This window comes from Sphingomonas sp. LR55, from assembly GCF_036856015.1.
Classification (GTDB): domain Bacteria; phylum Pseudomonadota; class Alphaproteobacteria; order Sphingomonadales; family Sphingomonadaceae; genus Sphingomonas.
Window position 1 is genome coordinate 3,189,574 of the sequence record NZ_JASPFO010000001.1, and the last position, 25,263, is coordinate 3,214,836.

Annotated in this window: 13 protein-coding genes, 1 tRNA gene and 7 pseudogenes; 11 read left to right on the forward strand and 10 right to left on the reverse strand. The window is 66.1% G+C overall.

The window, feature by feature from the left end:
• Positions 1-104: 104 nt before the first annotated feature.
• Positions 105-1,369 (reverse strand): annotated as a pseudogene (gene purD, locus QP181_RS15345) (phosphoribosylamine--glycine ligase).
• Between purD and xseA the strand changes: the two are divergent.
• The 3 genes from xseA to QP181_RS15360 are packed head-to-tail and all read left to right on the forward strand — an operon-like array spanning position 1,368 to position 3,865.
• A complete protein-coding gene (gene xseA / locus QP181_RS15350) occupies positions 1,368-2,804 on the forward strand; it encodes an exodeoxyribonuclease VII large subunit (protein WP_443027553.1) in 1,437 nt (478 codons plus the stop codon). The pseudogene purD and the gene xseA sit on opposite strands and share 2 nt — an antisense overlap.
• A gap of 15 nt (positions 2,805-2,819) precedes the next feature.
• Positions 2,820-3,020, forward strand: a complete 201-nt coding sequence (locus QP181_RS15355; protein WP_055881745.1) for a DUF2093 domain-containing protein — start codon at positions 2,820-2,822, stop codon at positions 3,018-3,020.
• Positions 3,017-3,865: a M23 family metallopeptidase gene (locus tag QP181_RS15360; protein ID WP_277984094.1), complete on the forward strand. Its 849-nt coding sequence runs from the start codon at positions 3,017-3,019 to the stop codon at positions 3,863-3,865. The genes QP181_RS15355 and QP181_RS15360 overlap by 4 nt, the downstream gene beginning before the upstream one ends.
• A 127-nt stretch (positions 3,866-3,992) precedes the next feature.
• Here QP181_RS15360 and QP181_RS15365 read toward each other — a convergent pair.
• Positions 3,993-4,826 (reverse strand): annotated as a pseudogene (locus tag QP181_RS15365) (TauD/TfdA family dioxygenase); the annotation flags it as partial.
• A 49-nt stretch (positions 4,827-4,875) separates the two neighbouring features.
• Between QP181_RS15365 and QP181_RS15370 the strand changes: the two are divergent.
• The 3 genes from QP181_RS15370 to QP181_RS15380 are packed head-to-tail and all read left to right on the forward strand — an operon-like array spanning position 4,876 to position 5,856.
• A complete protein-coding gene (locus QP181_RS15370; protein WP_333923736.1) occupies positions 4,876-5,340 on the forward strand; it encodes a hypothetical protein in 465 nt (154 codons plus the stop codon).
• On the forward strand, positions 5,337-5,738 hold the full coding sequence (locus tag QP181_RS15375) for a hypothetical protein (RefSeq protein WP_333929079.1): 402 nt from the start codon (positions 5,337-5,339) through the stop codon (positions 5,736-5,738). The genes QP181_RS15370 and QP181_RS15375 overlap by 4 nt, the downstream gene beginning before the upstream one ends.
• The gene (locus tag QP181_RS15380; RefSeq protein WP_333929080.1) at positions 5,725-5,856 is read left to right on the forward strand and encodes a hypothetical protein; all 132 of its coding nucleotides are present in this window, start codon (positions 5,725-5,727) and stop codon (positions 5,854-5,856) included. Before QP181_RS15375 ends, QP181_RS15380 begins: the two co-directional genes overlap by 14 nt.
• A 27-nt stretch (positions 5,857-5,883) precedes the next feature.
• Here the strand turns inward: QP181_RS15380 and QP181_RS15385 are convergent, their stop codons facing one another.
• Positions 5,884-6,345, reverse strand: coding sequence for a hypothetical protein (locus QP181_RS15385; protein WP_333929081.1), 462 nt, complete (start codon positions 6,343-6,345; stop codon positions 5,884-5,886).
• A 292-nt stretch (positions 6,346-6,637) separates the two neighbouring features.
• Between QP181_RS15385 and QP181_RS15390 the strand changes: the two genes are divergently transcribed.
• Together QP181_RS15390 and QP181_RS15395 are read left to right on the forward strand one after the other, a co-directional pair.
• Positions 6,638-7,882, forward strand: a complete 1,245-nt coding sequence (locus QP181_RS15390) for a TonB-dependent receptor plug domain-containing protein (protein WP_333929082.1) — start codon at positions 6,638-6,640, stop codon at positions 7,880-7,882.
• On the forward strand, positions 7,818-9,842 hold the full coding sequence (locus QP181_RS15395) for a TonB-dependent receptor domain-containing protein (protein ID WP_333929083.1): 2,025 nt from the start codon (positions 7,818-7,820) through the stop codon (positions 9,840-9,842). Before QP181_RS15390 ends, QP181_RS15395 begins: the two co-directional genes overlap by 65 nt.
• An 87-nt stretch (positions 9,843-9,929) precedes the next feature.
• On the opposite strand, the gene QP181_RS15400 is transcribed toward QP181_RS15395, so the two are convergent.
• Genes QP181_RS15400 through QP181_RS15410 form a run of 3 tightly spaced genes read right to left on the reverse strand, consistent with a single transcriptional unit; the run spans position 9,930 to position 12,897 of the window.
• The gene (locus QP181_RS15400; RefSeq protein WP_333929084.1) at positions 9,930-11,528 is read right to left on the reverse strand and encodes a tetratricopeptide repeat-containing sulfotransferase family protein; all 1,599 of its coding nucleotides are present in this window, start codon (positions 11,526-11,528) and stop codon (positions 9,930-9,932) included.
• A gap of 50 nt (positions 11,529-11,578) precedes the next feature.
• Entirely contained in the window at positions 11,579-11,776 is a 198-nt protein-coding gene (locus QP181_RS15405; RefSeq protein ID WP_333929085.1) for a hypothetical protein, read from the reverse strand.
• A 5-nt stretch (positions 11,777-11,781) separates the two neighbouring features.
• Complete coding sequence (locus QP181_RS15410; protein ID WP_333929086.1) at positions 11,782-12,897, reverse strand: sulfotransferase family protein; 1,116 nt, start codon at positions 12,895-12,897, stop codon at positions 11,782-11,784.
• Between the two features lie 221 nt (positions 12,898-13,118).
• Between QP181_RS15410 and QP181_RS15415 the strand changes: the two genes are divergently transcribed.
• Positions 13,119-14,417: an aspartyl/asparaginyl beta-hydroxylase domain-containing protein gene (locus QP181_RS15415; RefSeq protein WP_333929087.1), complete on the forward strand. Its 1,299-nt coding sequence runs from the start codon at positions 13,119-13,121 to the stop codon at positions 14,415-14,417.
• A gap of 36 nt (positions 14,418-14,453) precedes the next feature.
• On the opposite strand, the pseudogene clpB reads toward QP181_RS15415, so the two are convergent.
• The 3 genes and pseudogenes from clpB to QP181_RS15430 all read right to left on the reverse strand — a co-directional run bounded on the left by clpB (position 14,454) and on the right by QP181_RS15430 (position 19,449).
• Positions 14,454-17,031 (reverse strand): annotated as a pseudogene (clpB, locus tag QP181_RS15420) (ATP-dependent chaperone ClpB).
• 316 nt (positions 17,032-17,347) lie between these two features.
• A tRNA-Thr gene (locus QP181_RS15425) sits at positions 17,348-17,422 on the reverse strand.
• A gap of 219 nt (positions 17,423-17,641) precedes the next feature.
• Positions 17,642-19,449: pseudogene (locus QP181_RS15430) on the reverse strand (aminopeptidase P family protein).
• Positions 19,450-19,947: 498 nt separating this feature from the next.
• Between QP181_RS15430 and QP181_RS15435 the strand changes: the two are divergent.
• A pseudogene (locus tag QP181_RS15435) lies at positions 19,948-22,004 on the forward strand (S9 family peptidase).
• Positions 22,001-22,422 (forward strand): annotated as a pseudogene (locus QP181_RS15440) (acyl-CoA thioesterase). The pseudogenes QP181_RS15435 and QP181_RS15440 overlap by 4 nt, the downstream one beginning before the upstream one ends.
• Before the next feature lie 151 nt (positions 22,423-22,573).
• On the opposite strand, the pseudogene ppc reads toward QP181_RS15440, so the two are convergent.
• Positions 22,574-25,248, reverse strand: a pseudogene (ppc, locus tag QP181_RS15445) (phosphoenolpyruvate carboxylase).
• Between the last annotated feature and the right edge of the window lie 15 nt (positions 25,249-25,263).

Consider the following 25,263-nt stretch of genomic DNA (forward strand, 5'->3'; position numbering starts at 1 on the left):
TCGCTGAAGGTGACGGAGGGGGAGGAAACGAAACAGGGGTTTCCTCCCCCTCCGTCTGGCAAGCGCCAGCCACCTCCCCCTGGCGGGGGAGGATCAGGACTGGATTACGCGCCGCGCGCGATCTCTCGCCAGCCGATGTCGCGGCGGTAGAATCCCTCCGCGAAGTCGATCGCCTCGACCGCGCGGTAGGCGTTCGCCTGTGCCGTTGCGACATCGTCGCCGGTCGCGGTCACCGCGAGCACGCGCCCGCCCGATGCGACCAGCCCACCGTCCTCAAGCCGCGTGCCTGCGTGGAACACCGTGCCGCCCGCAGCCCGCGCAGAATCCAATCCGACGATCGATCCGCCGGCCTTGGGAGTCCACGGATACCCCTCTGCCGCCATAACCACCGTCAACGCAGTCTCGTCGCTGAACTGCGCCGCGGGCATATCGCCGAGACGCCCTTCTGCGGTTGCCAGCATCGTCGCGAGCAAATCGCCCTGGAAGCGCATCATCAGCACCTGCGTCTCGGGATCCCCAAACCGCGCGTTATACTCGATCAGCTTCGGCCCCTGCGGCGTCAGCATCAGCCCGGCATACAGCACGCCCGAGAACGGCATGCCCTCCGCCGCCATCGTAGCGACGGTCGGCGCGACGATCTCGTCGATCGCGCGCTTCTCCAGCGCTGGCGTCAGCACGAGCGCGGGGCTGTACGCGCCCATCCCGCCGGTGTTCGGCCCGGTATCGCCTTCGCCGACGCGCTTGTGGTCCTGCGCGGAGCCGAACGGCATCATCGACACGCCGTCGGTCAGCACGAAGAGGCTCGCCTCCTCGCCTTCGAGGAATTCCTCGATCACTGCCTCGGCTTCCCCGTCGGCGAACAGCGCGTCTAGCGCGGCATCGGCTTCGGCCGCACTGAACGCGATCACCACGCCCTTGCCCGCGGCGAGCCCGTCCGCCTTGATGACGACCGGCAGCGAGAAGGTGCGGGCAAGCGCGATATCCGCCTCCTCGCGGGTCTTCACGCGGACATAGCCCGCGGTCGGGATGCCGGCCCGCAGGCACATATCCTTGGTGAAGCCCTTCGACCCCTCCAGCTGCGCCGCCGCCTTCGACGGCCCGAACACGGGGACGTCCGCAGCGCGCAGCGAGTCCGCCAGCCCGTCGACCAGCGGCGCTTCGGGTCCAATCACGACCAGACCGACCTCATGCTCGCGGACGAACGCGACGACCGCGGCGTGATCCGTCGCATCGAGCGGCACGAGCGTCGCAACGCGCGCGATCCCGGGGTTGCCCGGCGCGGCATACAGCGTATCGAGGCCGCGAGATTGCACCAGCTTCCACGCGAGCGCATGTTCGCGACCCCCGAGCCCAGCAGCAGGACGTTCATGCCCGATCCCTTTTCCGATGAATTGTCCAGCGACATGGTGGCAAACATGGGGCGGCTGGTAGCCGAGCCGGTCGCCGGCGACAACGCACTCGCCATGTCGGTCGGCGAACTCGCGTTCAAGCTGAAGCGGATGGTCGAGGGCGAGTTCGGCCATGTCCGCCTGCGTGGCGAGATCTCCGGGTGGAAGCGCGTCGCCTCCGGGCATTGCTACATGTCGTTGAAAGACGACCAGGCGGTGATCGACGGCGTCATCTGGAAGGGCAATGCGTCGAGCCTCGCGTTCGTGCCGCAGGACGGCATCGAGGTGATCGCGACCGGCAAGCTCACCACCTATCCCGGCCGCTCGAAATACCAGATCGTCATCGAGCGGATGGAGCTGGCCGGCGCCGGCGCGCTGATGGCGCTGCTCGAGAAACTGAAGGCGAAGCTCGCGGGCGAGGGACTGTTCGACGGCACGCGGAAAAAGCGGCTGCCGTTCATGCCGAAGGTGATCGGCGTCGTCACCTCGGGCACCGGCGCGGTGATCCGCGACATCCTCCACCGGCTTGAGGATCGCTGCCCGACGCACGTGATCGTCTGGCCGGTCAAGGTGCAGGGTGAGGGCTCCGCCGCCGAGATCGCCGCCGCCGTTCGCGGGTTCGACGCGATCGTCCCCGGCGGTCCGGTGCCGCGCCCCGACCTTGTCATTGTTGCGCGCGGCGGCGGCTCGGTCGAGGATCTGTGGTCGTTCAACGAGGAAATCGTCGTCCGCGCTGTGGCGGCGTGCACGATCCCGATCATTTCCGCCGTCGGGCATGAGACAGACACGACCTTGTGCGATTTCGCCGCCGACCTCCGCGCGCCGACGCCGACCGCCGCCGCCGAGATCGCGGTGCCGGTGCTCGCCGACCTCCGCCTGACGATCGACAGCCACCGCAACCGCACCGAGCGCTGCGCGCGCCGCCACGTCGAGCGTGGTCGCGAGCGGCTCGATGCGTTGGCCCGGTTGCTGCCAAAGCGCGACCAGTTGCTCGGGCCTCAGCGCCAGCGCGCCGACGACTTTGGCCAGCGTCTCGATCGCGGGCTTGAGCGGCGGCTGACGCTCGCGCGGGGCAGTCTCGATCGTTCGGGTGCCGCACTCCGTCCCGCCACGCTGGAGCGCAAGCTCGAAGCCAAACGCGCGCAGCTCGACGCGACGTGGCGTCTCGTCCAGTCGCTCAACCCCGATGCGATCCTCGACCGGGGCTATGCCCGCGTTACCGCTCGCCCCGGCGGCGAGACGCTTGCCTCCGCCAAATCGGCGCGCGACGCGGGGACGCTGACGCTTCACTTCCGCGACGGCGTGGTGGATGCGGTCACGGACACCGGCCTTGAGCGCCCCGCCGCCAAAACCTATCCTGCTCCCAAGGCGAAGGCCGCGCCCGATCCGGCGCCACGCCAGCCGACCCTGCTGTAAAGAAGAGTTCTCGCAATGCTGATGTCCAACTCCGACCGCGCCGCGCGCCTGCATTATATGGCGAACGGATTCCGCGTCCTCAGCCCCGGTGACCACGTCGCCTGCGCCGCCACCGGCCACCGCATCGCGCTCGAAGACCTGCGCTATTGGAGCGTCGCGCGCCAGGAAGCCTACGCCACCGCCGCCGCCGCCAGCGAAGCGATGGCGCCGCGATGATCCGGGCGGCGGTGCTCGTCCTGCTGGCCGCGACCAGCGCCACCGCCCAGCAAGCGCCGCCGCCAACTACCGCAACTGCGAGCCCCTTTCGCTGGACCGGCACGCTCAGCCAGGGCGGACTGATCCTCGGGACCGCCCCCGCCGGAACGCGCACCGTCATGCTGAACGGCACGCCGATCGCGCTGGCCCCCGACGGCCGCTTCCTCGCCGGCTTCGACCGCGACGCCGGCCCGCAAGCGATGCTGAGCGCGACACTTGCCGACGGTCGCACGATCCAGCAATCGCTGACGATCGCACCCCGAAGCTGGGACATCTCGCGGCTGTCCACCCTGCCCAAATATCCCGTCCCCGAGGCAGAATTCGCGCGCATCCGTCCTGGCGAGCTCGCGCAGATCGTCGATGCACGGAAGATTTCCGCCTCCTCCGATGGCTGGCGAGGGGCATTTGCGTGGCCGGTGACAGGGCGGATCTCGACGTTGTTCGGATCGCAGCGCATCTACCGCAACGGCGAGGCGGGATCCTATCATTCGGGGATCGATATCGCGCGCGAGACGGGGACCGTGGTGCGCGCGCCGGCGGCCGGCGTCGTGATCTTCGCGGCCGACCATCCCTTCACGCTGGAGGGCAACCTGCTGATGCTCGACCACGGCATGGGCCTCAACAGCGCGTTCCTGCATCTGTCGCGGATCGACGTGAAGGTCGGCGATCGCGTGACCAGGGGCCAGCCGATCGGCGCGGTCGGCATGTCCGGCCGCGCGACCGGCCCGCATCTCCACTGGAGCCTGCGCTGGAACGACGCCAAGCTCGATCCGCTGCTGCTCGCCGGGCCGATGCCCGGCGGCTAGCGTTGCAGGCCGGGGGGATCGGCGGATAGAAATCGCCGCGCCGCCACGGCGGATCGACCGGTTCCTCCGGATCGCGTTCGGCAAAGTTCACATAGCCGAAGAACGTCGCGATCAGCCGTTCGCTCGCGTCGAGGATCGGCCTGCGCCCATGCATGAAGCGCGTGTTGTCGAGCATCAGCACGTCGCCGGCCTGCCAGGCGACCGCGGCGCTGACGCTGTCCCCCGCCGCCTTGATCGCCTGCAGCCACGGCTCGGGTACCGGATAGCCGTCGTCGAGCAGCGGAAAATCGGGGCGGTTGTTGTTGAACCGTGCAAACAGCAGGAAATTGCCGAACGCCTGCGCATCGATGAACATCGGCCGATGCAATGCGGGCCGCGTGAAGATCCGCAACACCTGTCCCTCGATCCGCCGAAAGGAATACGGGCAGGACGGCGGCGGCGCAGCCAGCACCGCGTCGCTCGGATCGGGATCGCCGAGCCAGAAGTCGAGCAACGCGGGCCAGGTCGGCTTGATATACAGCAGCCGTCGATCCTCGAGCAGGCGGCGCAGCGCGTCGGGCAGCGCGTTCACCAGCGCGACACCATCGCAGACCAGCGTTTCACCACCACGCGACGGCGGCGACAGGCAGGCGAAGAACGCCGCGTCGGGCTTCCACGGTTCGCGCGACAATTCGGGGTGAAGCGAAAACGCCCCGGTCCCGCCATCGACGGTATGGATGTTGAACTCCGGCTCGATTGGTCGCCGCCCCGGGCTCTCGTTCATCACCGAGGTCGAGCAGAATTTGCCCGCGAACCGCCGGAATTGCGCAGCATCGGCGCCGAACCCGCGCACCAGCAGCGCGCCGTGCGTCTTGTAGAGCGCGACGATCTGCGCCGGGTCGATATCGAGGATCCCGGCTTCGTCTGCGGGTTCGACCAGCACATAGGGGCGGCCGGGCTCGGGAGCGTGGATCTTTGGCATGGCCGGGCAGGGATAGCGGCAATCCGGCAGCGGAGCTATACCCGCGACGATGACCCTGACGCTGGCCGATCTCTACGCTTCGCCCGATCATTATCTGCATTCGTTCGACGGCGACACCGCGGTGTTCGTGCCGATGGACCGGGCCGCCTATCACCGGTCGATCTTCCTCGATGCGCGGATTTCGCCGGCTGAGGACGGTGCGCTGCGGGTGCCCGTTGCGGCATTGATCGAAAGCATTCCGGCGTCTTTGCCGACCGGCTGGATCATGCATGTCGCGCATTGCGGATCGACGCTGCTCGCACGTGCGCTAGATGACGCCGACGCGAACCTCGTGTTGCGCGAGCCTCAGGCGTTGCGCCAACTCGCCTTCGGCCCACCCGATGGACGACTGGCGCTGACGACCGCGATGCTGTCGAAACGCTACCGCCCGGACTTGCCAACGATCGTCAAGGGCAACGTCCCGACCAACTTCCTGCTCCCCGGATCAGCGCGGCAACGCCCGGCGCGCCGATGATCTTTCTGTATCTGCCGTTGCGCGAGTATCTGTTTGCCATCCTGCGCAGCGACAATCATCGGACGTGGCTCCGCAATGTCACGACGCAGCTCGGCAAGCATGTCGGCGGGGCAATCGGCGCGCTGCACAATGCTTCCGATGCCCAGCGCGCGGCTGCGCTGTGGCTCGCCCAGATGCAACTATACGCCGACGCGGCGGGGGGCATGGTGAACGCGCGCAGCCTGGATGCAGAGACGTTCTTCGCGGATCCGACCACCGCCCTGACCGCGGCGGCGGCGCATTTCGGCGTACCGCTGTCACCGCGCGAGATCGAAGCCCGTGTCGGGGGCGCTGTTCGCGACCTATTCGAAGAACCCGGCACAATCGTTCGGAAACGCCGATCGCTTGGCGCGCCGTAACGATATCGAGGCCGAGCTCTCCGTCGATCTCGACGAAGCCGAACGCTGGATCGCCGCGCGCGAGACAGAAGCCTCGTCCGCACTGGCGACGCTGCGAGCTATTCCGCTCGCCGTTTGACCGTCGGGTACGTGATCGCGGCGGTGTTCAGCGCACCCGAATGCCACGCACGCTGCGCTCGCCGTTGATCGCGATGAAGTAGTTGCCCATCGCACCCTGACGGATACGGACCTTGGCGCCGGCCTTTGGCGGGAACGACATCGGATCGGTTGTCATCCAGACCGCCTCGCTGTCCGCCAGCCGGAGCTCGATCCGGCCATTCTCCATCGGTCGTGCGCTTGCGATCGTAGTGTTCAGCTCGGTGAAGTCGTCGGTCTTGGGACCGTCGTCGCGGTCGCCGCCACCGAACAGCGGAATATGGGGCACCGAAAAACCGAACAGCGATTTCCGCGCCTTTCGGATATCCTGGCGGTCTACGATCGTGACGTCCTTCGCCTTGACCGCGGTTTCGATCGCAGCCGCCGCCGCGTCGAAACAGGCAAGCCTTGATTCGGCACTGGAAATCGCGCGGCAATGCGACAGCGATTCCATGACTTTACCGCTCGACATCTCCTGTGCCGTGCCTTCGCCGCTGCAGCATATCAAGGCGATCGAAGCCATTAGAATCCGTCCGGTCATCCCGCTTTCCCCGCAATTTTCCTCGCCATCACGCTATGCCGATCCTGCTGGGTCGACAAGTCGAGCGAAGGGGAGTGTGGCGCGCTTGCTACAATCCGCAATAATATGTCGCTAGTGTTACGGCGCCGTTGGCGAACCGTCGCAATTCGATTACGCAACGCAACATCTAACCGGCAAACGTCGGAAGATGGTCCGGACAACGGATCATGAAAGGGGACTTTTCATGCTTGCTCCATATCGTTCGCGCTTGTTGGCTTCGACCTTGCTGGTCGGCGCCGTGATCGCTGCCAATCCCGCCTTCGCGCAGGACGCCAATCCCGCCAGCCAGCCCAAGACGGGCATCCAGAGCACCGACGCCGCGGCCCCCGCCGCTGGCATTTCGAGCCAGGAATCGGCGCCTCCCGCAGACGCGAGCAGCACGGGCGAAGTCGTCGTCACCGGTACGTTGATCCGTAACCCGAACCTGATTTCGTCTAGCCCGGTTGCAGTGATCGGCCAGGAAGAGATCGCGCTGCGTCAGTCGGGCAACGCCGAGTCGCTGATCCGCGATCTTCCGGGCGTCGTCGCGTCGATCGGCCAGAACGTCAACAACGGCAACGGCGGTGCGTCGTTCGTCGATCTTCGCGGTCTCGGCAACTTCCGCAACGTCGTCCTACTCGACGGCACGCGTATCGTCCCATCGAGCACGGTCGGTCGCGTCGATCTGAACAACATCCCGCTGGCCCTGATCGAGCGTGTCGACACGCTGACCGGCGGCGCGGCAACGACCTATGGCGCCGACGCGGTGTCGGGTGTCGTCAACTTCATCACCCGCTCCGATTTCTCGGGCATGGAGCTTAACCTCTCCAAGGGCATCACCGAAAAGGGCGATGGCGCGTCGACCCGTGCGGACCTGACCATCGGCGGCAACTTCGCTGATGACAAGGGCAACGCAGTGCTCTCGATCGGCTACCAGAAGTCGGACCCGATTTATCAGGGTTCGCGTCGCATCTCGTTCAACAACTACACATCGACCTCGGGTGGTCGTGGTGGTTCGGGCACGACGGTTCCAGGCCGCTTCACGGTTGGCAGCGCACAGAATGCGCTCGTGCCGGAGACCGGTACGTTGCGTCCGTATGTGGCCTCGCGCGACGGCTTCAACTTCAATCCGTACAACGTGTTCCAGACGCCGTTCAAGCGCTACAACCTGTACGCTGCCGCGCATTACGATGTCGCCGACAACGTCCAAGTCTACACGCGCGGTATGTTCTCGAAGAACACCGTCAACACGGTGATTGCACCGTCGGGTCTGTTCGGCACGTCCGCACTCATCCCGCTCAGCAATCCGTATCTGCCGGCAACGGCGCGCGCAATTCTGCGCTGCCAACCCGGCATATTCGTTCCCGGGCGGTGGTACGCCTGTTTTGATCAACCGTCAGCTGACGGCGGCCGAGTGCACCGCAGCGGCATCGGCGACGAGCCTCTCTGACCCGAACTTCCGCGCGATCACGACGACGATCGGTCGTCGCAGCACCGAAGTCGGTCCGCGTCTCTCGCAGTTCGTCACGCAGATCTTCGATTACCACGCTGGCGCCAAGATCGGGATCACGAACTCGATCAACCTCGACGTGTCGGGTGGCTATGGTGAGTCGGAGAACCGCCAGACGCAGTCGGGTTATGTGCTGGCGTCGCGTGCGCGCACGGCATTGTTCGCGACCAACACGACGAGCTGCCTCGCGGCTTCGCCTGCGGTCACGACCGTCAATGCGAGCGGCCAAACGGTTGTCCTCGCCGCCGGCGGTGCGGGCACCAACGCAGGCAGCGGTTGCGTTCCGCTCAACATCTTCGGTGCAGACGGTTCGATCACGCCCAATCAGATCGGGTATCTGACGGCAGACAGCACGACCCGTCAGTTCGCGTCGCTGGCCCAGGCCCGCGCGCTGCTGACCGGTGATTTCGGTTTCTCGTCGCCATTGGCGAGTGAGCCGGTCGGCTTCGCTGCCGGGACCGAGTATCGCAAGTACAAGGGCTCGCAGAGCGCCGATACGCTGTCACAGACCGCGGGTGAGCTCGGCGGCGCCGGTGGTGCAGTCCTGAACTTCAACGGCGGTTATGAAGTCGTCGAAGGCTATGGCGAGTTGATCGCGCCGCTGATCGCGGATCGTCCGTTCTTCCGCAGCCTGACGGTCGAAGCTGGCGTGCGCTATTCGGACTACAAGGTGTTCGCGGACAACAACCCGAGCTACAACACGACCACCTACAAGGGCGGCGGTAGCTGGGAGCCGTTTGATGGCCTGAAGATGCGCGGCAACTATCAGCGTGCGGTTCGTGCGCCGAACATCGCCGAGCTATTCTCGCCATCGAGCGTCGGGTTGACCAACCTGGCGCAGGATCCGTGCCGCACGACGGCAACGTATGCTGGGCCTGCAACGAACGCCAATCTGGCAGCAGTCTGCCTTGGGCAGGGTGCTCCGGCAGCCTCGATCGGCCTGATCCGGAACCCGACTGCAGGACAGCCGGCGGCAACGTTCTCCGGCAGCCTGGCACTGCGTCCGGAAACATCGGACTCCTACACGTTCGGCGTCGTCATCCAGCCGAAGCACTTCATTCCGGGTCTGTCGATCACGGTCGATTACTATAACATCAGTATCCGCAATGCGATTTCACAGCCATTGCCTGGTGACGCGATCGATGCATGCTTCGGTCAGGGCGTCGCAGCCGGTGGCGCCGTCAACGTCAACGCAGCCAGCGCTTCGAACCCGCTCTGCACGGCGATCCGTCGCAACCCCGTCACGGGTGCTCTCGATGGCGATCCTGCAACGACGGGCGGTCTGAACTTCACGCCATCGAACCAGGGTCGTATCCTGACCGACGGTATCGATCTCGGTGCGAACTATCGCCGCGATCTCGGCTTCACGAAGCTGAACCTCAGCTTCCAGGGCAACTGGACGAACCGCTCGAAGTTCAAGGCAACGCCGATCTCGCAGTATCGCGAGTGCGTCGGGCTCTACAGCAGCAACTGCGGTTCGCCGGGCTCGGCAGGTCCAAGCTCGGCGGCAGGTTCGCTCCAGCCCGCGTTCACGTGGAACCAGCGTACCACGCTGACCTTCGGTCCTGCGGACATCTCGCTCCTGTGGCGTCACGTTGGCAGCATGAAGGTCGAAGACGGCGTCACCGCCTTCGCCGGTACGATCGGCTCGGGCGCTCTCGCTGGCGAAGTCGTCGATTTTGGCAAGATCAAGGCGTATAACTACCTCGATCTGGCGACCCGCATCGGCGTTGGCGACAACCTCGACTTTACGGTCACCGTCACCAACCTGCTCGACAAGGCGCCTCCGATCGTCGGTGGCACGATCGGTTCGACGTCGTTCAACAGCGGCAACACCTTCCCGTCGACCTATGACGCGATCGGTCGCCGCTTCCAGTTCGGCGCACGCATGAAGTTCTGATCGGATCGCACCGATCGTCTGAAGAAGGGGCGGGCTTCGGCCAGCCCCTTTTTTGTGTGTTTCCCGGGTCTTCGCCCTGCTCTCCGTTCAGGCGTCGAACCCGAAGCGTTCGACCCAGGGCGCGAGGATCGGCAGCACCGGTGCGAGGTTGTCGGCATAACGCCGCCATTGCCCCCGTCCGTCGAACAGACCGCGGCGCACCTGCGTCGCGCTGGCGGTGCGCACGCCACGCGTCTGCGCGGTGCGATCGAATTTGCGGAAGTCCTCGGTCCAGGGCAGGTCGAGGAACGCGGCGAGATGGCGCACGGTCGCCTCGAAGTCGGTCACCAGCCGGTCGTACCGGACCTCGTGAAACGCCAGCGGCAGGCGGCCGCGGCACAATTCGGTCAACTGCATCAGCGCATCGTAATGGCGCGCGGTTTCCACCAGATCGCTGAACGCCCATGCGGCGGTGCTCGGGGTGAAGTTGATCCGGTAGCAGCTGAGCACGATGTCGCGTGGATCGCGGCGCATGATCAGGATCTTGGCGTCGGGAAATAGTCGCGCGATGATCGGCAGCTTGATCCCGTTGAACGGGTTCATGTCGACGAACGTTTTGCCGACGACGCTGCCCGCCATCGTCGTCACCCGCCGCCAATAAGCCGCGCGCAACGCGTCGATCGTCGCGAGGTCGAGCGTATCGAGCGACGGCATCGTCCCGTCGTTCGCGACCAGCACCTCGTCGGTATCGACCAGCGTATCGCGTTCCTCGAGCGCGACGACGTCGGGTGCGCTCGCCAGCACGTTCTCGACCAGTGTCGTGCCGGACCGCGGATAACCGAGCAGGAACACGTGTCGCGCCGCCGCACCGGCAACCGCACCGTCGACGATCGCGCGGGGGGCGGGGGGCGTATCGCGAACCTGTGCCGCGATCGTCTCGATAAAGCTGCGATGCGAGGGGCGGTCCGCGGTCGGTGACAATTGTGCAGTGTAGATCGACCGGAAATTCGTCTGCGCGCGACCATAGGCGGCAAACGCGTCCCGCGTCCGATCCTGCCGGTCGAGCGCGTCGCCGAGCAGCGTGAAGGCGCGGGTGCGATCATCGCCCTTCACCGCGGTCTTGAGCAAGGCGGTCATCCGCGCTTCCGCTGCCGTCCCGTCGCGCGCTTCGATGTCGATCGTCGCCAGTGCGCACAAAGCGGTCGGCTCGCGCGGGTCGATCGCCAGCGCGCGATCCGCGAGCTGGCGCCCGGTTGCGGCATCCCCGTCCTTCGCGGCCCCGTCCGCGAGCTTGGCCAACGCCGGTGCCAGCATCGGATCGAGCGCCAGCGCCTGCGCGTAACTGACCTTCGCGTCCGCCCAGGATCGCAACGCATCGTAGACATAGCCGCGCTCGAGCCACGTCGCTGCGTGAAACGGCGCAACTGCAAGCGCCTGGTCGAGCACCGCTGCAGCCTCGTCGAGCAACCCTTCCTTGCGCAGTACCGCGCCGATCGCGCCGAGGATCAGCGGATCCCCCGGCGCTAGTATGAGCGCCTGCCGGAGCAGGCGATGCGCGCCCGCGTAATCGCCCGACTCTTCGCGCTGCCACGCGGCGAGATTGAGCAGCATCGGGTCGACATCGCCCCGCGCGAGCGCGGTTTCAGCCAATTTCGCAGCCTGCGCGATCGCATTGCCCGCCAGTGCGCGGTCGATCTTCGCGCGCAATATCGGATCGCGCGCGGTGGTTGGTCTGCGGCTTCCCGTCTGTCGCATATTTAGCCTTTTCGAACTGTCGTCTGATCTGCCACAAGTCTTGGGGGTACTGCACCCAGGTATGCAAGGGACTCGACCATGATGCGTTTCTTCGTCGCCGCGGCGTTGCTGATGCCGATCGCCGCCAGTGCCGTAGCTTCACCGCCGCAGAAGGACGTCGGTGAAAAATCCGCCGATCCGGGCGCCAAGATGATCTGCAAGAAATTCATCCGGACGGGGTCGCTGGTCGATGGTTACCGCATCTGCAAGACCAAGGCCGAATGGGAGCGCGATCGCGATCTGCTGCGCCAGTCGACCGGGAGCTCGTCCTGCAAGGATGTGTCGATGGGACAGCCCTGCGGCTGATCGCACGCGCCTCCGCCGCAAGGCGTCTCGACCGGATGCGGTCAGCGGCGCGGCATCTCGACGAGGGGGGCAGGGGCGTGAGCGCAACCCCGGCGGCGGCACCGACCGCCTGCGCCCAGACCAGGACCTTTTCGATCTCGTCTGCATGCGTGTCGGCAGCGTCGCGGTGCTCCTCGGCACGATCCGCGATCCCGAAATCCGCTTGGAGCTTGGAATGGCGCGTGAACGCCGGACCCGTCACGATCTCGTGCAGACCCGCATCATCCAGATCGAGGCCGAACAGCGTCGCCAATCGGCGCATCGTCCCAGCTGGATCGCCCGTTAGGCTCTCACTGTCGAGCGTTCTTATCCGCTCCGCCCCGAACCGTTCGACCAGCCGCGCAAACAGCATCTGTTGCGCGAGCCAGCCAACCGCGGCGACCTGGAGATCGGTCAGGCCGAGATAGTCGCGTGGCGCAAAACCGAGATCGACCAGCTTGTCGTCGAGCAGCCCGAGCAACAGCACGCGCACCCAGAGCCGCCCGTCGATACCCTTCTTGGCGACCGATCCGAGATACGTCCGCAGCGGCGCGTAGAGCAGTAGCGCACGCGACTCCGGACGCAGCGTCAGGATTGGCGCGGCGAGCGCGTTGATCGCATTCGACGGCTTTACGATCACCGCCTCGCCCGGTGCGAACGGCCGCGCCAGCAGGGTGAGTACGTCGTCGAGTACGCTCGCCATGTCGGGGCCCTTATCGCCGCGACGCCGCCAGCCGATCAGATCGTTGAGGATCGTCGGCTCCTTCAGTCCCATCGCCCAACCGGGACGGTCAAACGCGCGCGCGACCAGCGTCGAACAACAAAAGGCCGAGTGGAACACGAAATGGAGCGGGGCGGTCGGCGGCGCCGCAGCGATGATCGCACGGCGTGGTAAAACCAGCGGCTCCAGGTCGTCGGGCAGATGTTCCTCAGTCAGGAAAATCGATGTGCGATGCACGGCGCGGGAGACCGGCAGAAGGTGGACGGCATCCTGGACGGGGTCATAGCGGTGCGCCAGCCATTCGGCATCGTATGCCGTCGCGGCTACCGCTGCTGCAAGCGTTGGAAACTGTGGGGATGTTGGACTGACCATATAGCCCAACTGCGCAACGAAACGGTCGCTTGTCCACCCGTGCAATCGCGGTAAGCTTGGTCGCGATTTTGGGGGCACGGGCGGGCATGAATCAAATTGTGGGCCATAGGGAGATCGAGACTCTTCTGGGTGCGGCGAGGCAGGCGCAACGAGCGGGAAATGCCGATGAGGCGGCGCGGTTATGTCGCCTCGTATTGGCGACGACCGGCGATCATCCGCTTGCGCTCAATATCCTGGGACGACAGGCTTTGGCGCGTGCTGCACCGATCGAAGCTGCCGCCCTGTTCCGGCGGGCGATCGCCGCCGATCCGGTTGCGCCCGAACTGCACATCAATCTGGCCACGGCGATGCGCGAGAGTGGCAACGACGACGGCGAGCAAGCCGCGTTGGAAGGCGCGCTGGCGATCGACCAGCGGCATTTCATGGCGTTGGTACGGCTTGCCGAATTGTTCGAGCGACGCGGTGAAGACGATCGCGCCGCCGAACGCTGGAGCGGGGTCCTGGCGATGTCGGTGCTGCTCGAAGAGCGCACGCCCGCGATCGATACGATGCTGGCACACGCGCATGCCTTCGTCGCGCGACAGCAGGCGGCGTTTGCCGAGGCGGTCGACACTGGCCTTGCCCGGTTGCGCGACGGCATTGCGGCCGGCGACCGGCGGCGTGTCGACGGGTGCATCGACGCGTTGATCGGGCGGCGGCGGATATACACGAACATCTGTTCCGGCCTGCACGTCCCGTTCCTACCCGCCGATGAGTTCTTTGATCGCGCGCATTTTCCGTGGCTCGCGCAGATCGAAGCGCAGACCGACATCATCCGTACCGAACTGGAGGCGCTACTGGCGGCGGACTCGCCCGGCATCCAGCCTTATGTAGTGATGCAGCCAGGCACGCCCGAGAACAAATGGTCGGCGCTCGACAACCGGCTCGACTGGGGTGCGTTCCACCTGTGGAAAAACGGCGTTCGTGACGATGCCGCCTGCGCGCGCTGTCCGCAGACCGCCGCTGCGATCGAGGCACTGCCGCTCGCCAACTTGCCCGCCCGCGCACCCTCCGTTTTCTTTTCACTGCTGCGACCCGGCACGCGCCTTCCCGCGCATACCGGCGTCAGCAACGTTCGCGCGATCATCCATCTGCCGCTGATCGTACCCGACAAATGCGGGTTCCGGGTCGGCGGTGAGACGCGCGAATGGCGGGTCGGCGAGGCGTGGGCGTTTGACGACACGATCGAACACGAGGCGTGGAACCGTTCCGATCAACTGCGTGCGATCCTAATCTTCGATGTCTGGAACCCGTATCTCACCGAGGTGGAGCGCGACGTCCTGCGCGCGTTCTTCCCTGTAGCAGACGCGAACGGCTATGATCTTCGCGCGCAGATCGGCGACTGAGCGAGAGCGGCGTTGGTAACGCCGCTCTCGCTCCGCTTAGGCGACCTGGAGCACCAGCTTGCCGTCGCCTTCGTCGACCTTGACGGTCGAGCCGTCCTTGACCTCGCCGCGCAGGATCATGTCGGCGAGCGGGTCTTGCAGATAGCGCTGCACCGCACGCTTCAACGGCCGCGCGCCGTACACCGGATCATAGCCGACGCGTCCGAGCCATGCTCTCGCGGCATCCGTCAGGTCGAGGACGATCTTGCGGTCGGCGAGCAGTTTGTCGACGCGGGATACCTGGATGTCGACGATCGGTGCCATGTGCGACTGGCCGAGGCGGTGGAACAGGATCACCTCGTCGAGCCGGTTGAGGAATTCCGGCCGGAAATGCGATCGGACGATCTCCATCACCTGCGGCTCGACCGACGAGACGTCGTCGCCCTCCGCCATGTTCGCGAGGTACTGGCTGCCGAGGTTCGACGTCAGGATGATCAGCGTGTTGCTGAAATCCACCGTGCGCCCCTGGCCATCGGTCAGTCGCCCGTCGTCGAGCACCTGCAACAGCACGTTGAACACGTCGCCGTGGGCCTTCTCGACCTCGTCGAACAGGATCACCTGATACGGCCGCCTGCGCACCGCCTCGGTCAGCACGCCGCCTTCCTCGTACCCGACATAGCCCGGAGGGGCGCCGATCAGCCGCGCGACCGCGTGCTTCTCCATGAACTCGCTCATGTCGATGCGGACCATCGCCGACGGATCGTCGAACAGGAATTCCGCCAGCGCCTTGGTCAGCTCGGTCTTGCCGACGCCGGTCGGCCCGAGAAACAGGAACGACCCGAGCGGCCGGTTCGGATCCTGCAACCCTGCGCGCGCGCCGCACCGCGGTCGAGACCGCCTTCACCGCATGCGCCTGGCCGATCACGCGCTTGCCGATCGTCGCTTCCATCGCGAGCAGCTTGTCGCGCTCGCCCTGCAGCATCCGCTCGACCGGAATGCCGGTCCAGCGGCTGACCACGCCGGCGATATCGTCCGCGGTCACTTCCTCGCGCAGCATCGCGCCCTTGGTCGCCCCCGCCGCCTCGTCGAGCTGGCGCTGCAACCCCGGGATCGTGCCGTAGGAAAGCTCGCCTGCCTTGGCGAGATCGCCCGATCGTTGCGCCTGCTCCAGCTCGAGCCGTGCGGCATCGAGCTGTTCTTTGACCCGCGCCTCGGCGTTGATCTTGTCCTTCTCGCCCTTCCAGCGCGTCGTCAGCTCGGCGGATTGCTCCTCCAGATTGACGAGTTCGCCCTCCAGCGTGTCGAGCCGGTCGACCGACGCGTCATCGGTCTCGCGCTTCAACGCCTCGCGTTCGATCTTGAGCTGGATGATCCGCCGGTCGAGATTCTCGATCGCCTCGGGCTTCGACTCGACTTCCATCCGGATCCGCGACGCGGCCTCGTCCATCAGGTCGATCGCCTTGTCGGGCAGGAAGCGATCGGTGATGTAGCGGTTCGACAGCGTCGAGGCGGCGACGATCGCGCCGTCGGTGATCCGCACGCCGTGGTGGAGCTCGTACTTCTCCTTCAGCCCGCGCAGGATCGAGATCGTGTCCTCGACGGTCGGTTCGCCGACCATGACGGGCTGGAACCGCCGCTGCAACGCGGGGTCCTTCTCGACGTACTTGCGGTATTCGTCGAGCGTGGTCGCGCCGACGCAGTGCAATTCGCCGCGTGCAAGCGCCGGCTTAAGCAGGTTGCCCGCGTCCATCGCGCCCTCGGATTTACCCGCGCCGATCAGCTGGTGCATCTCGTCGATGAACAGGATGACGTCGCCCTCGGCGGCCTTCACCTCGTCGAGCACGCCTTTCAGCCGCTCCTCGAACTCGCCGCGATATTTCGCACCCGCGATCAGCGAGCCCATGTCGAGTGACATCAGCCGGCGATCCTTCAGCGTATCGGGCACGTCGCCATTGGCGATGCGCAGGGCTAGCCCTTCCGCGATCGCGGTCTTGCCGACGCCGGGTTCGCCGATCAGCGCAGGGTTGTTCTTAGTCCGGCGGGCGAGGATCTGGATGGTGCGGCGGATCTCCTCGTCGCGACCGATGACGGGGTCGAGCTTGCCGTCGCGCGCCGCCTGCGTCAGGTCGCGCGCGAATTTCTTGAGCGCATCATAGCGGTCCTCGGCGCCCGCGGTGTCGGCGGTACGGCCCTGGCGGACGGCGTTGATCGCGGTGTTGAGCCCCTCGGGCGTCACGCCGCCGGCCTTCAACGCCTTGCCCGCGGCGGTGTTGAGCGAGAGCGTGAGCGCGACCAGCAGGCGCTCGACGGTAACGAAACTGTCGCCCGCCTTGCTTGCGATCTGCTCGGCCTGGTCGAGGACGCGCACCGCGTCGTTGTCGATCCCCGGCGTGGTCTGCGCGCCCGAGCCGGACACGACGGGGATTTTGGCCAGCGCGAGATCGGTTTCCGAGGTCGCGCGCTTGGCGTCGCCGCCCGCGGCCGCGATCAGCCCTGCGGCCATGCCCTGCTCGTCCTCCAGCAGTGCCTTCAACAGATGTTCGGGCGCGATCCGCTGATGGTTCATGCGGATCGCGACGGTCTGCGCGGATTGCAGGAAGCCCTTCGCGCGGTCGGTGAATTTGTCGATGTTCATGACGAATTCCTGTGGGATGGTTCGGTATCTGGCCAAAAGATGGTGTTGCATTTGAGCAACACAAGAGCTTCCGGGAGATGCTAGCACGTGCCATCGAACCGAGACATAAAACCGGAGTGGCCTACCTCGAAGGGGTGCGGTGCTTACGTGGTGACAAGCTCGGGGTTAGCCAGGGACCCTAAAAACGCTCGCGCGAGCGGCATTTCTGCCGGTGGCGGGCTCCAAATGCCGAACTTGCAAGCATGGAGTTCTAGGGTGACGATTCTCTCCGCAGGGTGCTCGTTGGGCGCCCGCTGCGGGAGAGAAGTCAAAAAACTGGTGCTGCCGGTGAGGATTGAACTCACGACCTCAGCCTTACCAAGGATGCGCTCTACCACTGAGCTACGGCAGCACTCGTCGGCATCGCTGCCGGCGGAGTGGGGCTAAGAGACGAGGGCGGCGCGGTTGTCAAGCTATCGTGCGGCGATGTAGGGCGGATTTATGGATGATCGGGATAGAAAGGCGGCCGAAAAGGCGGAGCGCATGGCCGCCGCCTTGCGGGAAAACCTGCGACGGCGGAAGGCGCAGGCGCGTGCGGTAAGCGCCGCGCCCGCGACTGGTGACGAGCCGGTCAAGTAAGGGCTGCGCATTTTCCGGCGAGCCAGGCGCGATCCTCCGTATCGGTCATTTCCGGGGTCAGCACGGCCAGCACCTGCGCGTGATAGTCGTCGACCCATTGGCGCTCTTCGGCGGTCAGCAGCGTCGGCTCGATCAGCGAGCGTTCGATCGGGCAAAAGGTGAGCGTCTCGAAGCCGAGCATTGCGCGGTCGGCGCCGGGGATTGCGCGGGGTTCGATCAGGATCAGGTTCTCGATGCGGATGCCGTATTCGCCGGCCTTGTAGTAGCCGGGCTCGTTGGAGAGCATCATGCCGGCGCGTAAGGGCTCCATCGCCGCGCCGCCGAGGTAATTTGGCGAGGCGATCCGCTGCGGGCCTTCGTGGACCGCGAGATACGCACCGACGCCGTGGCCGGTGCCGTGGCCGAAATCGAGGCCGGCTTCCCAGAGCGGACGGCGGGCGAAGGCGTCGATCTGGCCGCCCATCGTGCCGTCGGGGAAAACCGCGGTGGCGATGCCGATATGGCCCTTGAGGACGCGGGTGAAGCGGTCGCGCATCTCTGCGGTCGGTTCGCCGATCGGCATGACGCGGGTCACGTCGGTGGTGCCGTCGGCATATTGGCCGCCGGAGTCGATCAGGTAGAGCTGGCCCGGTTCGATCGGCGCGCTCGATTCCTCGGTGACGTGGTAGTGCGGGATCGCGCCGTGCGGGCCGGTGGCGGAGATCGTGTCGAACGAGGTGTCCTTGAGGACGCCGGTCTGTTCGCGGAAGGCGAGCAGCTTGGCGGCGGCGCTGAGTTCGGTTTGCCCCCTTCACGCATTCGGTTTCGACCCAGCGGAGGAAGCGCGCGAGCGCGGCGCCGTCGCGGGCGGAGGCGGCGCGGTGGCCGGCGATCTCGACCGGGTTCTTGATGGCCTTGGCGAGGACGACTGGGTCGCGCAGCGGCAGGATCTTCGCGCCGCCGGTCTGCAGCGCTTGCGTGATCGCGGCGACCGCGCGTTCGGGGTCGGCGGCGACGCGTTTGCCGGCGTAGGTCGCAAGGGTTGCGGCGAAGGCGGTGCGGTCGTGGAGGCGGACCGCGTTGCCGAGATGCTGGCGTACCGCGTCGTCGAGCTTGTCGGGGGCGACGAACAGGTCGGTGGTGCCGTCCGCGCTCACGATCGCGTAGGACAGCGCGACGGGGGTGTGATCGACGTCGCCGCCACGGACGTTGAGTGCCCAGGCGATCGAGATCGAGTGCCGTGAGGACGACCGCGTCGGCGTTCTGCTCGGAGAGCCAGTCGGCGATCTTCGCGCGCTTTTCGGCGGACGAGGCGCCGGTGAACTGGTCGGGCTGGACGGTCAGCTTGGCGGGGGAGGGGGCGGGGCGGTCGGCCCAGATCGCGTCGATGGGGTTGGCGTCGACCGCTACCAGCGTGGCGCCGCGGTCGGCGAGGGCTGTGGTGGCTTCGGCGACCCAAATTCCGGTGTGGAGCCACGGGTCGTAGCCGATGCGGCCGCCTTCTGGGGCGTGCTTAGCGAGCCAGGCGGCGGGGCTGGTCTGGGGGACGTCGGCGTAGTCCCACTGCGCGCCGTCGACCTGTTCGCGGACCTGGATCGTGTAGCGACCGTCGGTGAAGATCGCGGCGCGATCGGCGAGGACGACGGCAGTGCCGGCCGAGCCGCCGAAGCCGGTGAGCCAGGCGAGGCGCTGCGCGTAGCCGCCGACATATTCGCTCATGTGTTCATCGGTGAGCGGGATGACGAAACCGTCGAGATTATCGGTGGTTAGCTGGGCGCGGAGGGCCGCGAGGCGGTCGGCTAAGCGGGCGGTCGGGTTCATCGGTTCGGTCTCTCGTCAAAAGTGAAGTATAGAAAGTGCAGACGCTGGCGACGTTTCAATACTTGCCCCTGGTGGGCGTTGCGGACGGGTGCGACGGCATGGATAGGGGTGCGGATCGGGCGGTCACGGTCATGCCGGGCGTTGTGACAGAAGGCAGATGTGTAGGACAGCGGGTGCGGGCGGGGAGCTTCGTCGGGTGGCTTTCTCGCAGGGCTGACGAACCACATTTACGGCCCCCTTGTTCTCCCGCGAAGGCGGGAGCCCAGACTGGGTCCCCGCCTTCGCGGGGAAACAGAGTTAGGGGCGCCACCGAAGTTTTGTACCACCCCGGCGAAGGCCGGGGCCCAATTGGGGGACGGCAATAACGGAGGATTGCGCGCAGTTAGTGCAACCTTTCCAATTGGGCCCCGGCCTTCGCCGGGGTGGTGTTGGCTGGGTCGGCCGTCACGCTTGCAACGCCGCAGCGTTTGGCTTCCACCCTCCGCCCGGCTAACACCGCTGCATGACCACGCCCCCATCGCCGAACAGCGCCCGCACAGCTTCACCACGCATGGCGTGACGATCGAGGATCCGTATGCGTGGCTGAAGGATCCGAACTATCCGGAGGTCGATGACGCCGACGTGCTGGCGTATCTCGAAGCAGAGAACGCGTATTTCGAGGCGCAGATGGCGCCGCACAAAGCGCTTACCGATACGATCTACGAAGAGATGAAGGCGTGCATCAAGGAGGATGAATCCTCGGTGCCGCAGAAGGATGGCGATTGGCTCTACTGGACTGCGTACGAGACCGGCGGGCAGTACAAGAAATGGTGGCGGAAACCCGTTGCAGGGGTGAGGACGAGCTGCTGCTCGACGAGCCGGCGCTGGCGGAGGGGCATGAGTATTTCCGGCTCGGCGCGTTCTCGGTCAGCAACGACGGGCGCTATCTGGCCTATGCGATCGACGATAACGGGAGCGAGCGGTTCGAGGTTCGGGTCAAGGATCTGGATACCGGCAAGCACCTGCCCGATGTGATCCCGGGGATGCTCAGCGAGATCGTCTGGACCGCGGACGACGCGGGGTTCCTGTACGGGCTGGCAAACGAGCAGTGGCGGACGGACAATGCGCGGTTCCACCGGCTGGGGACGCCGATCTCCGAGGACGTCGTGCTGTTCCACGAGGAAGACGAGGGCTTCCGCGTCGGCGTCGGCGAGACGAGTTCGCGCAAGTGGATCGTGATCGCGACCAGCGACCATGTGACGAGCGAACTGTATCTGCTGCCTGCGCACGAGCCTTTGGCGGTGCCGATCCTCGTGTCGGCGCGGAAGGTGGGCCGCGAATATGATGTGGACGAGCATGACGGGACGCTGTTCATCCATACCAACGACGTCGATCCGAATTTCCGGCTGTGCACTGCGCTGGTCGAGGAGCCGGATGCCTGGACCGAACTGATCCCGGCGAGCCCGACGTTCTACATGACCGGGGTGGAGTGCTATCAGGACTTCTTCGTGGTCGACGGGCGCGAGGACGGGCTCGATCAGATCGCGATTCATCGGTACGAGACGCCGACCGAGGGCAAGCGGATCGACTTTCCCGAGGCGAGCTATGTCGCAGGGCTGGGGGATAATCCCGAATACGACATGACGGTGCTGCGGCTTGGGTATGAGTCGATGGTCACGCCAGGGACGGTGTATGATTATGACGTCGATACCGGCGAGCGGACGATGCTCAAGGTTCAGGAAATCCCGAGCGGGTATGACGCGGCGAAATACGCGACCGAGCGGCTCAAGATCGTCGCGCGGGACGGGACGGAGATCCCGGTCTCGATCGTGTATCCGGCCGGGTTCGTTCGCGATGGGTCGGCGCCTTTGTTCCTCTATGCGTATGGCGCGTACGGCTATGCGATCCCGCCGGGCTTCTCGACGGGGCGGATGAGCTTGCTCGATCGCGGGTTCGCCTATGCGATCGCGCATATCCGCGGCGGCGATGATCTGGGCCAGCAATGGTATCTCGATGGCAAGCTGGAGAAGCGCGCGAACACGTTCAACGATTTCGTCGATGTGGCGAAGGCGCTGGTCGATGCGCAGTGGACGTCGGCAGGGAAGATCGCGATCGCGGGGCGGTCTGCTGGCGGCGAGCTGATGGGGGCGGTGGTCAATTCCGATCCCGAACTGTGGGGTGCGGTGATCGCGGACGTGCCGTTCGTCGATGTGCTGAATACGATGCTGGACGAGACCCTGCCGCTGACGCCGGGCGAGTGGCCGGAGTGGGGCAATCCGATCGAAGATGAGGCGGCGTTCGCGCTGATCCGGTCGTATTCGCCGTACGACAACGTCAAGGCACAGGCTTATCCGCCGATGTTCATTTCCGGCGGGCTCAACGATCCACGCGTCACGTACTGGGAGCCGGCGAAGTGGGCGGCGAAGCTGCGGTTGATGAAGACCGACGACAATGTGTTGCTGCTCAAGACCAACATGGGCGCGGGGCATGGCGGCAAGTCGGGGCGGTTCGAATCGCTGCGTGAGGGTGCGGAGGAGCACGCGTTCGTGCTGTGGCAGCTGGGCGTCGCGGGGTGAGCCGGTTCACGCTCTCGATAACGGCGCAGGACGCGGATATCGACGAGCTTGGGCATGTGAACAATGCGGTCTGGGTGCAGTGGATTCAGGCCATCGCGACTGCACATTGGGAGGCGGTGGCGCCGGCCGAGCATAAGCTGGCGTATGTGTGGGTCGTGACGCGGCATGAGATCGATTACCGTGGGAGTGTTGTCGCGGGGGAGACGGTCGTTGGTGAGACTTGGGTCGAGGGGGCGCCTAAGGGGCTCGGTTCGATCGGCATGTGCGGTTTGTCGGGGATGATGGGCGGGTGAAGCTGGAGGCGGTTACGACCTGGGCTTTGCTGGACCGGGGGACCGGGCGGTTGATGCGGGTGCGTGAGGATGTCGCTGCGCCGTTTTATCCTCCCCGGCACGGGGAGGGGGACCGCGACGCGTAGCGGCGTGGTGGAGGGGAGCGCCGCAAGCGTTACGGCTGTGTCGGAGCGATACCGGGCGCTGCGATCGGGTAAGGCGAGTCTCACGGCTGGTACTTTTGCCGCACGCCCCCTCCACCAGCTTCGCTGGTCCCCCTCCCCGTTCCGGGGAGGATTAGCCGCTGTTTCTCAAGGCCGTGGCGATGGCGTTGATGGAGAGCAGGATGCCTTCGCCGATGCGAGGGTCGTCCTCGCCGGCACGGCGGCGCTTGATCAGTTCGATCTGGAGGAGGTTGAGCGGCTCGATATACGGCAGGCGGAGGCGGATCGAGGCGTCTAGGGCGGGGTGCTTTTCGAGGAGGCGGGACTGGCCCGTTACCGTGAGCAGGCCGTCGTGGGTCTGGTGCCAGCCGTCGCGGATCGTGGTGAAGATCTCGCGGAGCTTGTCGTCCTCGACGAGCCCGGCATAGCGTTCGGCGATGCCGATGTCGGACTTGGCCAGCACCATCTCCAGGTTCGCCAGCGCGGAGGCGAAGAGCGGCCAGCCTTGCGCCATGTCCTTCAGCAGCGCCTTGTCCTCGAAATCGGCGATCGCGCGGCCGACCCCGTACCAGCCGGGGAGCATGACGCGAGCCTGCGCCCAGCTGAACACCCACGGGATCGCGCGGAGGTCCTCGATGCGGTCGGACTTGGTGCGGCTGGCGGGGCGGCTGCCGATCTTGAGGCCGGCGATCTCGGCGATCGGGGTCATCTGGCGGAAGAAGGTGCGGAAGCCCTCCGTACCGTAGACGAGGTCGCGGTAGCTGTGGAACGCGGTGTCGCTGAGCTTGTCCATTGCCGCGGAGAAGCTGGCATTGTCGGCGTTGGAGAGGCGTTCGGGCTCGAGGCTTGCGAGCAGAGTGGCGGAAGCGATCGCTTCGAGATTGGTCATCGCGGCGTCGCGCGTGCCGTATTTGGCGGCGATGACTTCGCCCTGCTCGGTGATGCGGATGCGGCCCTGGACGGTGCCCGAGGGCTGCGCGCGGATCGCGCGGAACGCCGAGCCGCCGCCGCGGCCGACCGCGCCGCCGCGTCCGTGGAACAGCTGCATGCCGACGCCGGCCTTTGCGAAGACGGGTTTTAGCGCGGTCGAGGCTTTCGAGAGCTGCCAGGTGGAGGTGAGATAGCCGCCGTCCTTGTTGCTGTCCGAATAGCCGATCATCACTTCCTGATGGCCACGCGTCTTCGAGATGGTCGCGATCTCGGGGAGCGCGAACCATGCGGTCATGACGGCGGGGGCGGCTTCGAGATCGCCGATCGTCTCGAACAGCGGGACCGCCATGATCGCGGCGGTCGGGGTTTCGCCGGGGCGGTAGAGGCCGACTTCCTTGAGCAGGAGGTTCACTTCGAGCAGGTCGCTGACCGACTGCGCCATCGAGACGATGTAGTTGGTGATGCACGCGGGGCCGTAGGCGGCGTGCGCATCGGCGGCGGCTTGGACGATCGCGAGTTCGCTGGCGGTTTCTTCGGAATATTCGGCGAAGCGCGAGGTGAGGGGGCGGGCGTTGGCAAGCTCGCGGCGGAGCAGCGCGACGCGCGCGTCTTCGTCGAGCGCGAGGTACTCGTCCTCGACGCCGGCGACTTTCAGCAGTTCGGCGACGACGCGTTCGTGGACGGCGCTGTTCTGGCGGAGATCCAAGGTGGCGAGGTGGAAGCCGAACGTCTCGACCGCGCGGATCAGCCGGCCGAGTGCGCCGCCGGTCTTGAGCGCGATGCCGAGGCCGTGCGCGAGCGTGACGAGGTCGGCGCGGAAGTCGGCGGGGTTGGCATAGGGCTCGCCGACGAGGCGGCCGGGGCGGGGGCGTGCTTGCCGGTGAGCGCATCGTGCGTCGCGGACAGGCGGGCGTAGATGCCGGAGAGCGCGCGGCGATAGGGCTCGTCGCTGCGGCTGGCGGCATCGTCACCGCTGGCGTCGGCGAGCGCCTGCACCGCGGCGTCGGCGGGGGCGTGTTCGGTCGAGATCGAGAGCTCGGCGCCGAGTGCGTGCACCGCGTCGCAATAATAACCGAGCACAGCCTCGCTCGCCTTCGACAGCGCGGTCTTGAGCGAGTCCGCGGTGACATAGGGGTTACCGTCGCGGTCACCGCCGATCCAGCTGCCGGGGCGCAGGAAACTGGGCGTGCGTTCGCCGAGCGCGCGGTCCCAGCGCTGGTAGAGCGCGGGAAGCGCGGGGAGGAACACGTCGCGCAGATAGCTGAGCGCGGTGTCGACCTCGTCGGTGACGTAGAGGCGGTCGCGGCGCAGGACGCGGGTTTGCCAGAGCAAAGCGATCTGGCGGAGGATCGCGTCGTCGACGCTGTCGCCATCCGGCGTGGTGTCGCGGCCGAGATCGCGCAGCGCCATCAGCTCGGCGATGCGGTTGCGGTGGTCGATCATGCTTTTGCGCCGCACTTCGGTCGGGTGCGCGGTGAGCACGGGGGCGATCAGTGCGTGGTCGAGCAGCGTGCGGATCTGGGCGCGGTCGATGCCCTCGGATTCAAGCTGCGCGATTGCGGAGGCGAGGTCGGCGCCGTCCTCCGCGGCGATGCCCTGGCGGTCTTCGGCGAGATTGGCGAGCATCGAGAAGAGCATGAAGCCGCGGACGAAATCGAGCGTCTCGTCGAGGCTGAGCTTTTCGAGGCTGAGATCGACCGCGCGATCGTCGCCGGGCTTGCCTTCGGAGGCGTCGCGGTGGCGCTCGACCGAGGCTTTTCGGATCGTCTCGGTGGCCGCGAACAGGCGCTCGCCACCATAGGCGCGGATGACGTCGCCGAGCAGTTTGCCGAGGAAGCGGATGTCGGAATTGTTCGCGATTGCGGGGAGGCTTGCCATGATTCCCTGCTGCGC

Coding starts and splice junctions, on each gene's coding strand:
- QP181_RS15390 (WP_333929082.1), top strand. CDS start 6,638: ATGCTTGCTCCATATCGTTCGCGCTTGTTGGCTTCGACCTTGCTGGTC.
- xseA (WP_443027553.1), top strand. CDS start 1,368: ATGCCCGATCCCTTTTCCGATGAATTGTCCAGCGACATGGTGGCAAAC.
- QP181_RS15355 (WP_055881745.1), top strand. CDS start 2,820: ATGCTGATGTCCAACTCCGACCGCGCCGCGCGCCTGCATTATATGGCG.
- QP181_RS15375 (WP_333929079.1), top strand. CDS start 5,337: ATGATCTTTCTGTATCTGCCGTTGCGCGAGTATCTGTTTGCCATCCTG.
- QP181_RS15370 (WP_333923736.1), top strand. CDS start 4,876: ATGACCCTGACGCTGGCCGATCTCTACGCTTCGCCCGATCATTATCTG.
- QP181_RS15385 (WP_333929081.1), bottom strand. CDS start 6,345: ATGTCGAGCGGTAAAGTCATGGAATCGCTGTCGCATTGCCGCGCGATT.
- QP181_RS15360 (WP_277984094.1), top strand. CDS start 3,017: ATGATCCGGGCGGCGGTGCTCGTCCTGCTGGCCGCGACCAGCGCCACC.
- QP181_RS15415 (WP_333929087.1), top strand. CDS start 13,119: ATGAATCAAATTGTGGGCCATAGGGAGATCGAGACTCTTCTGGGTGCG.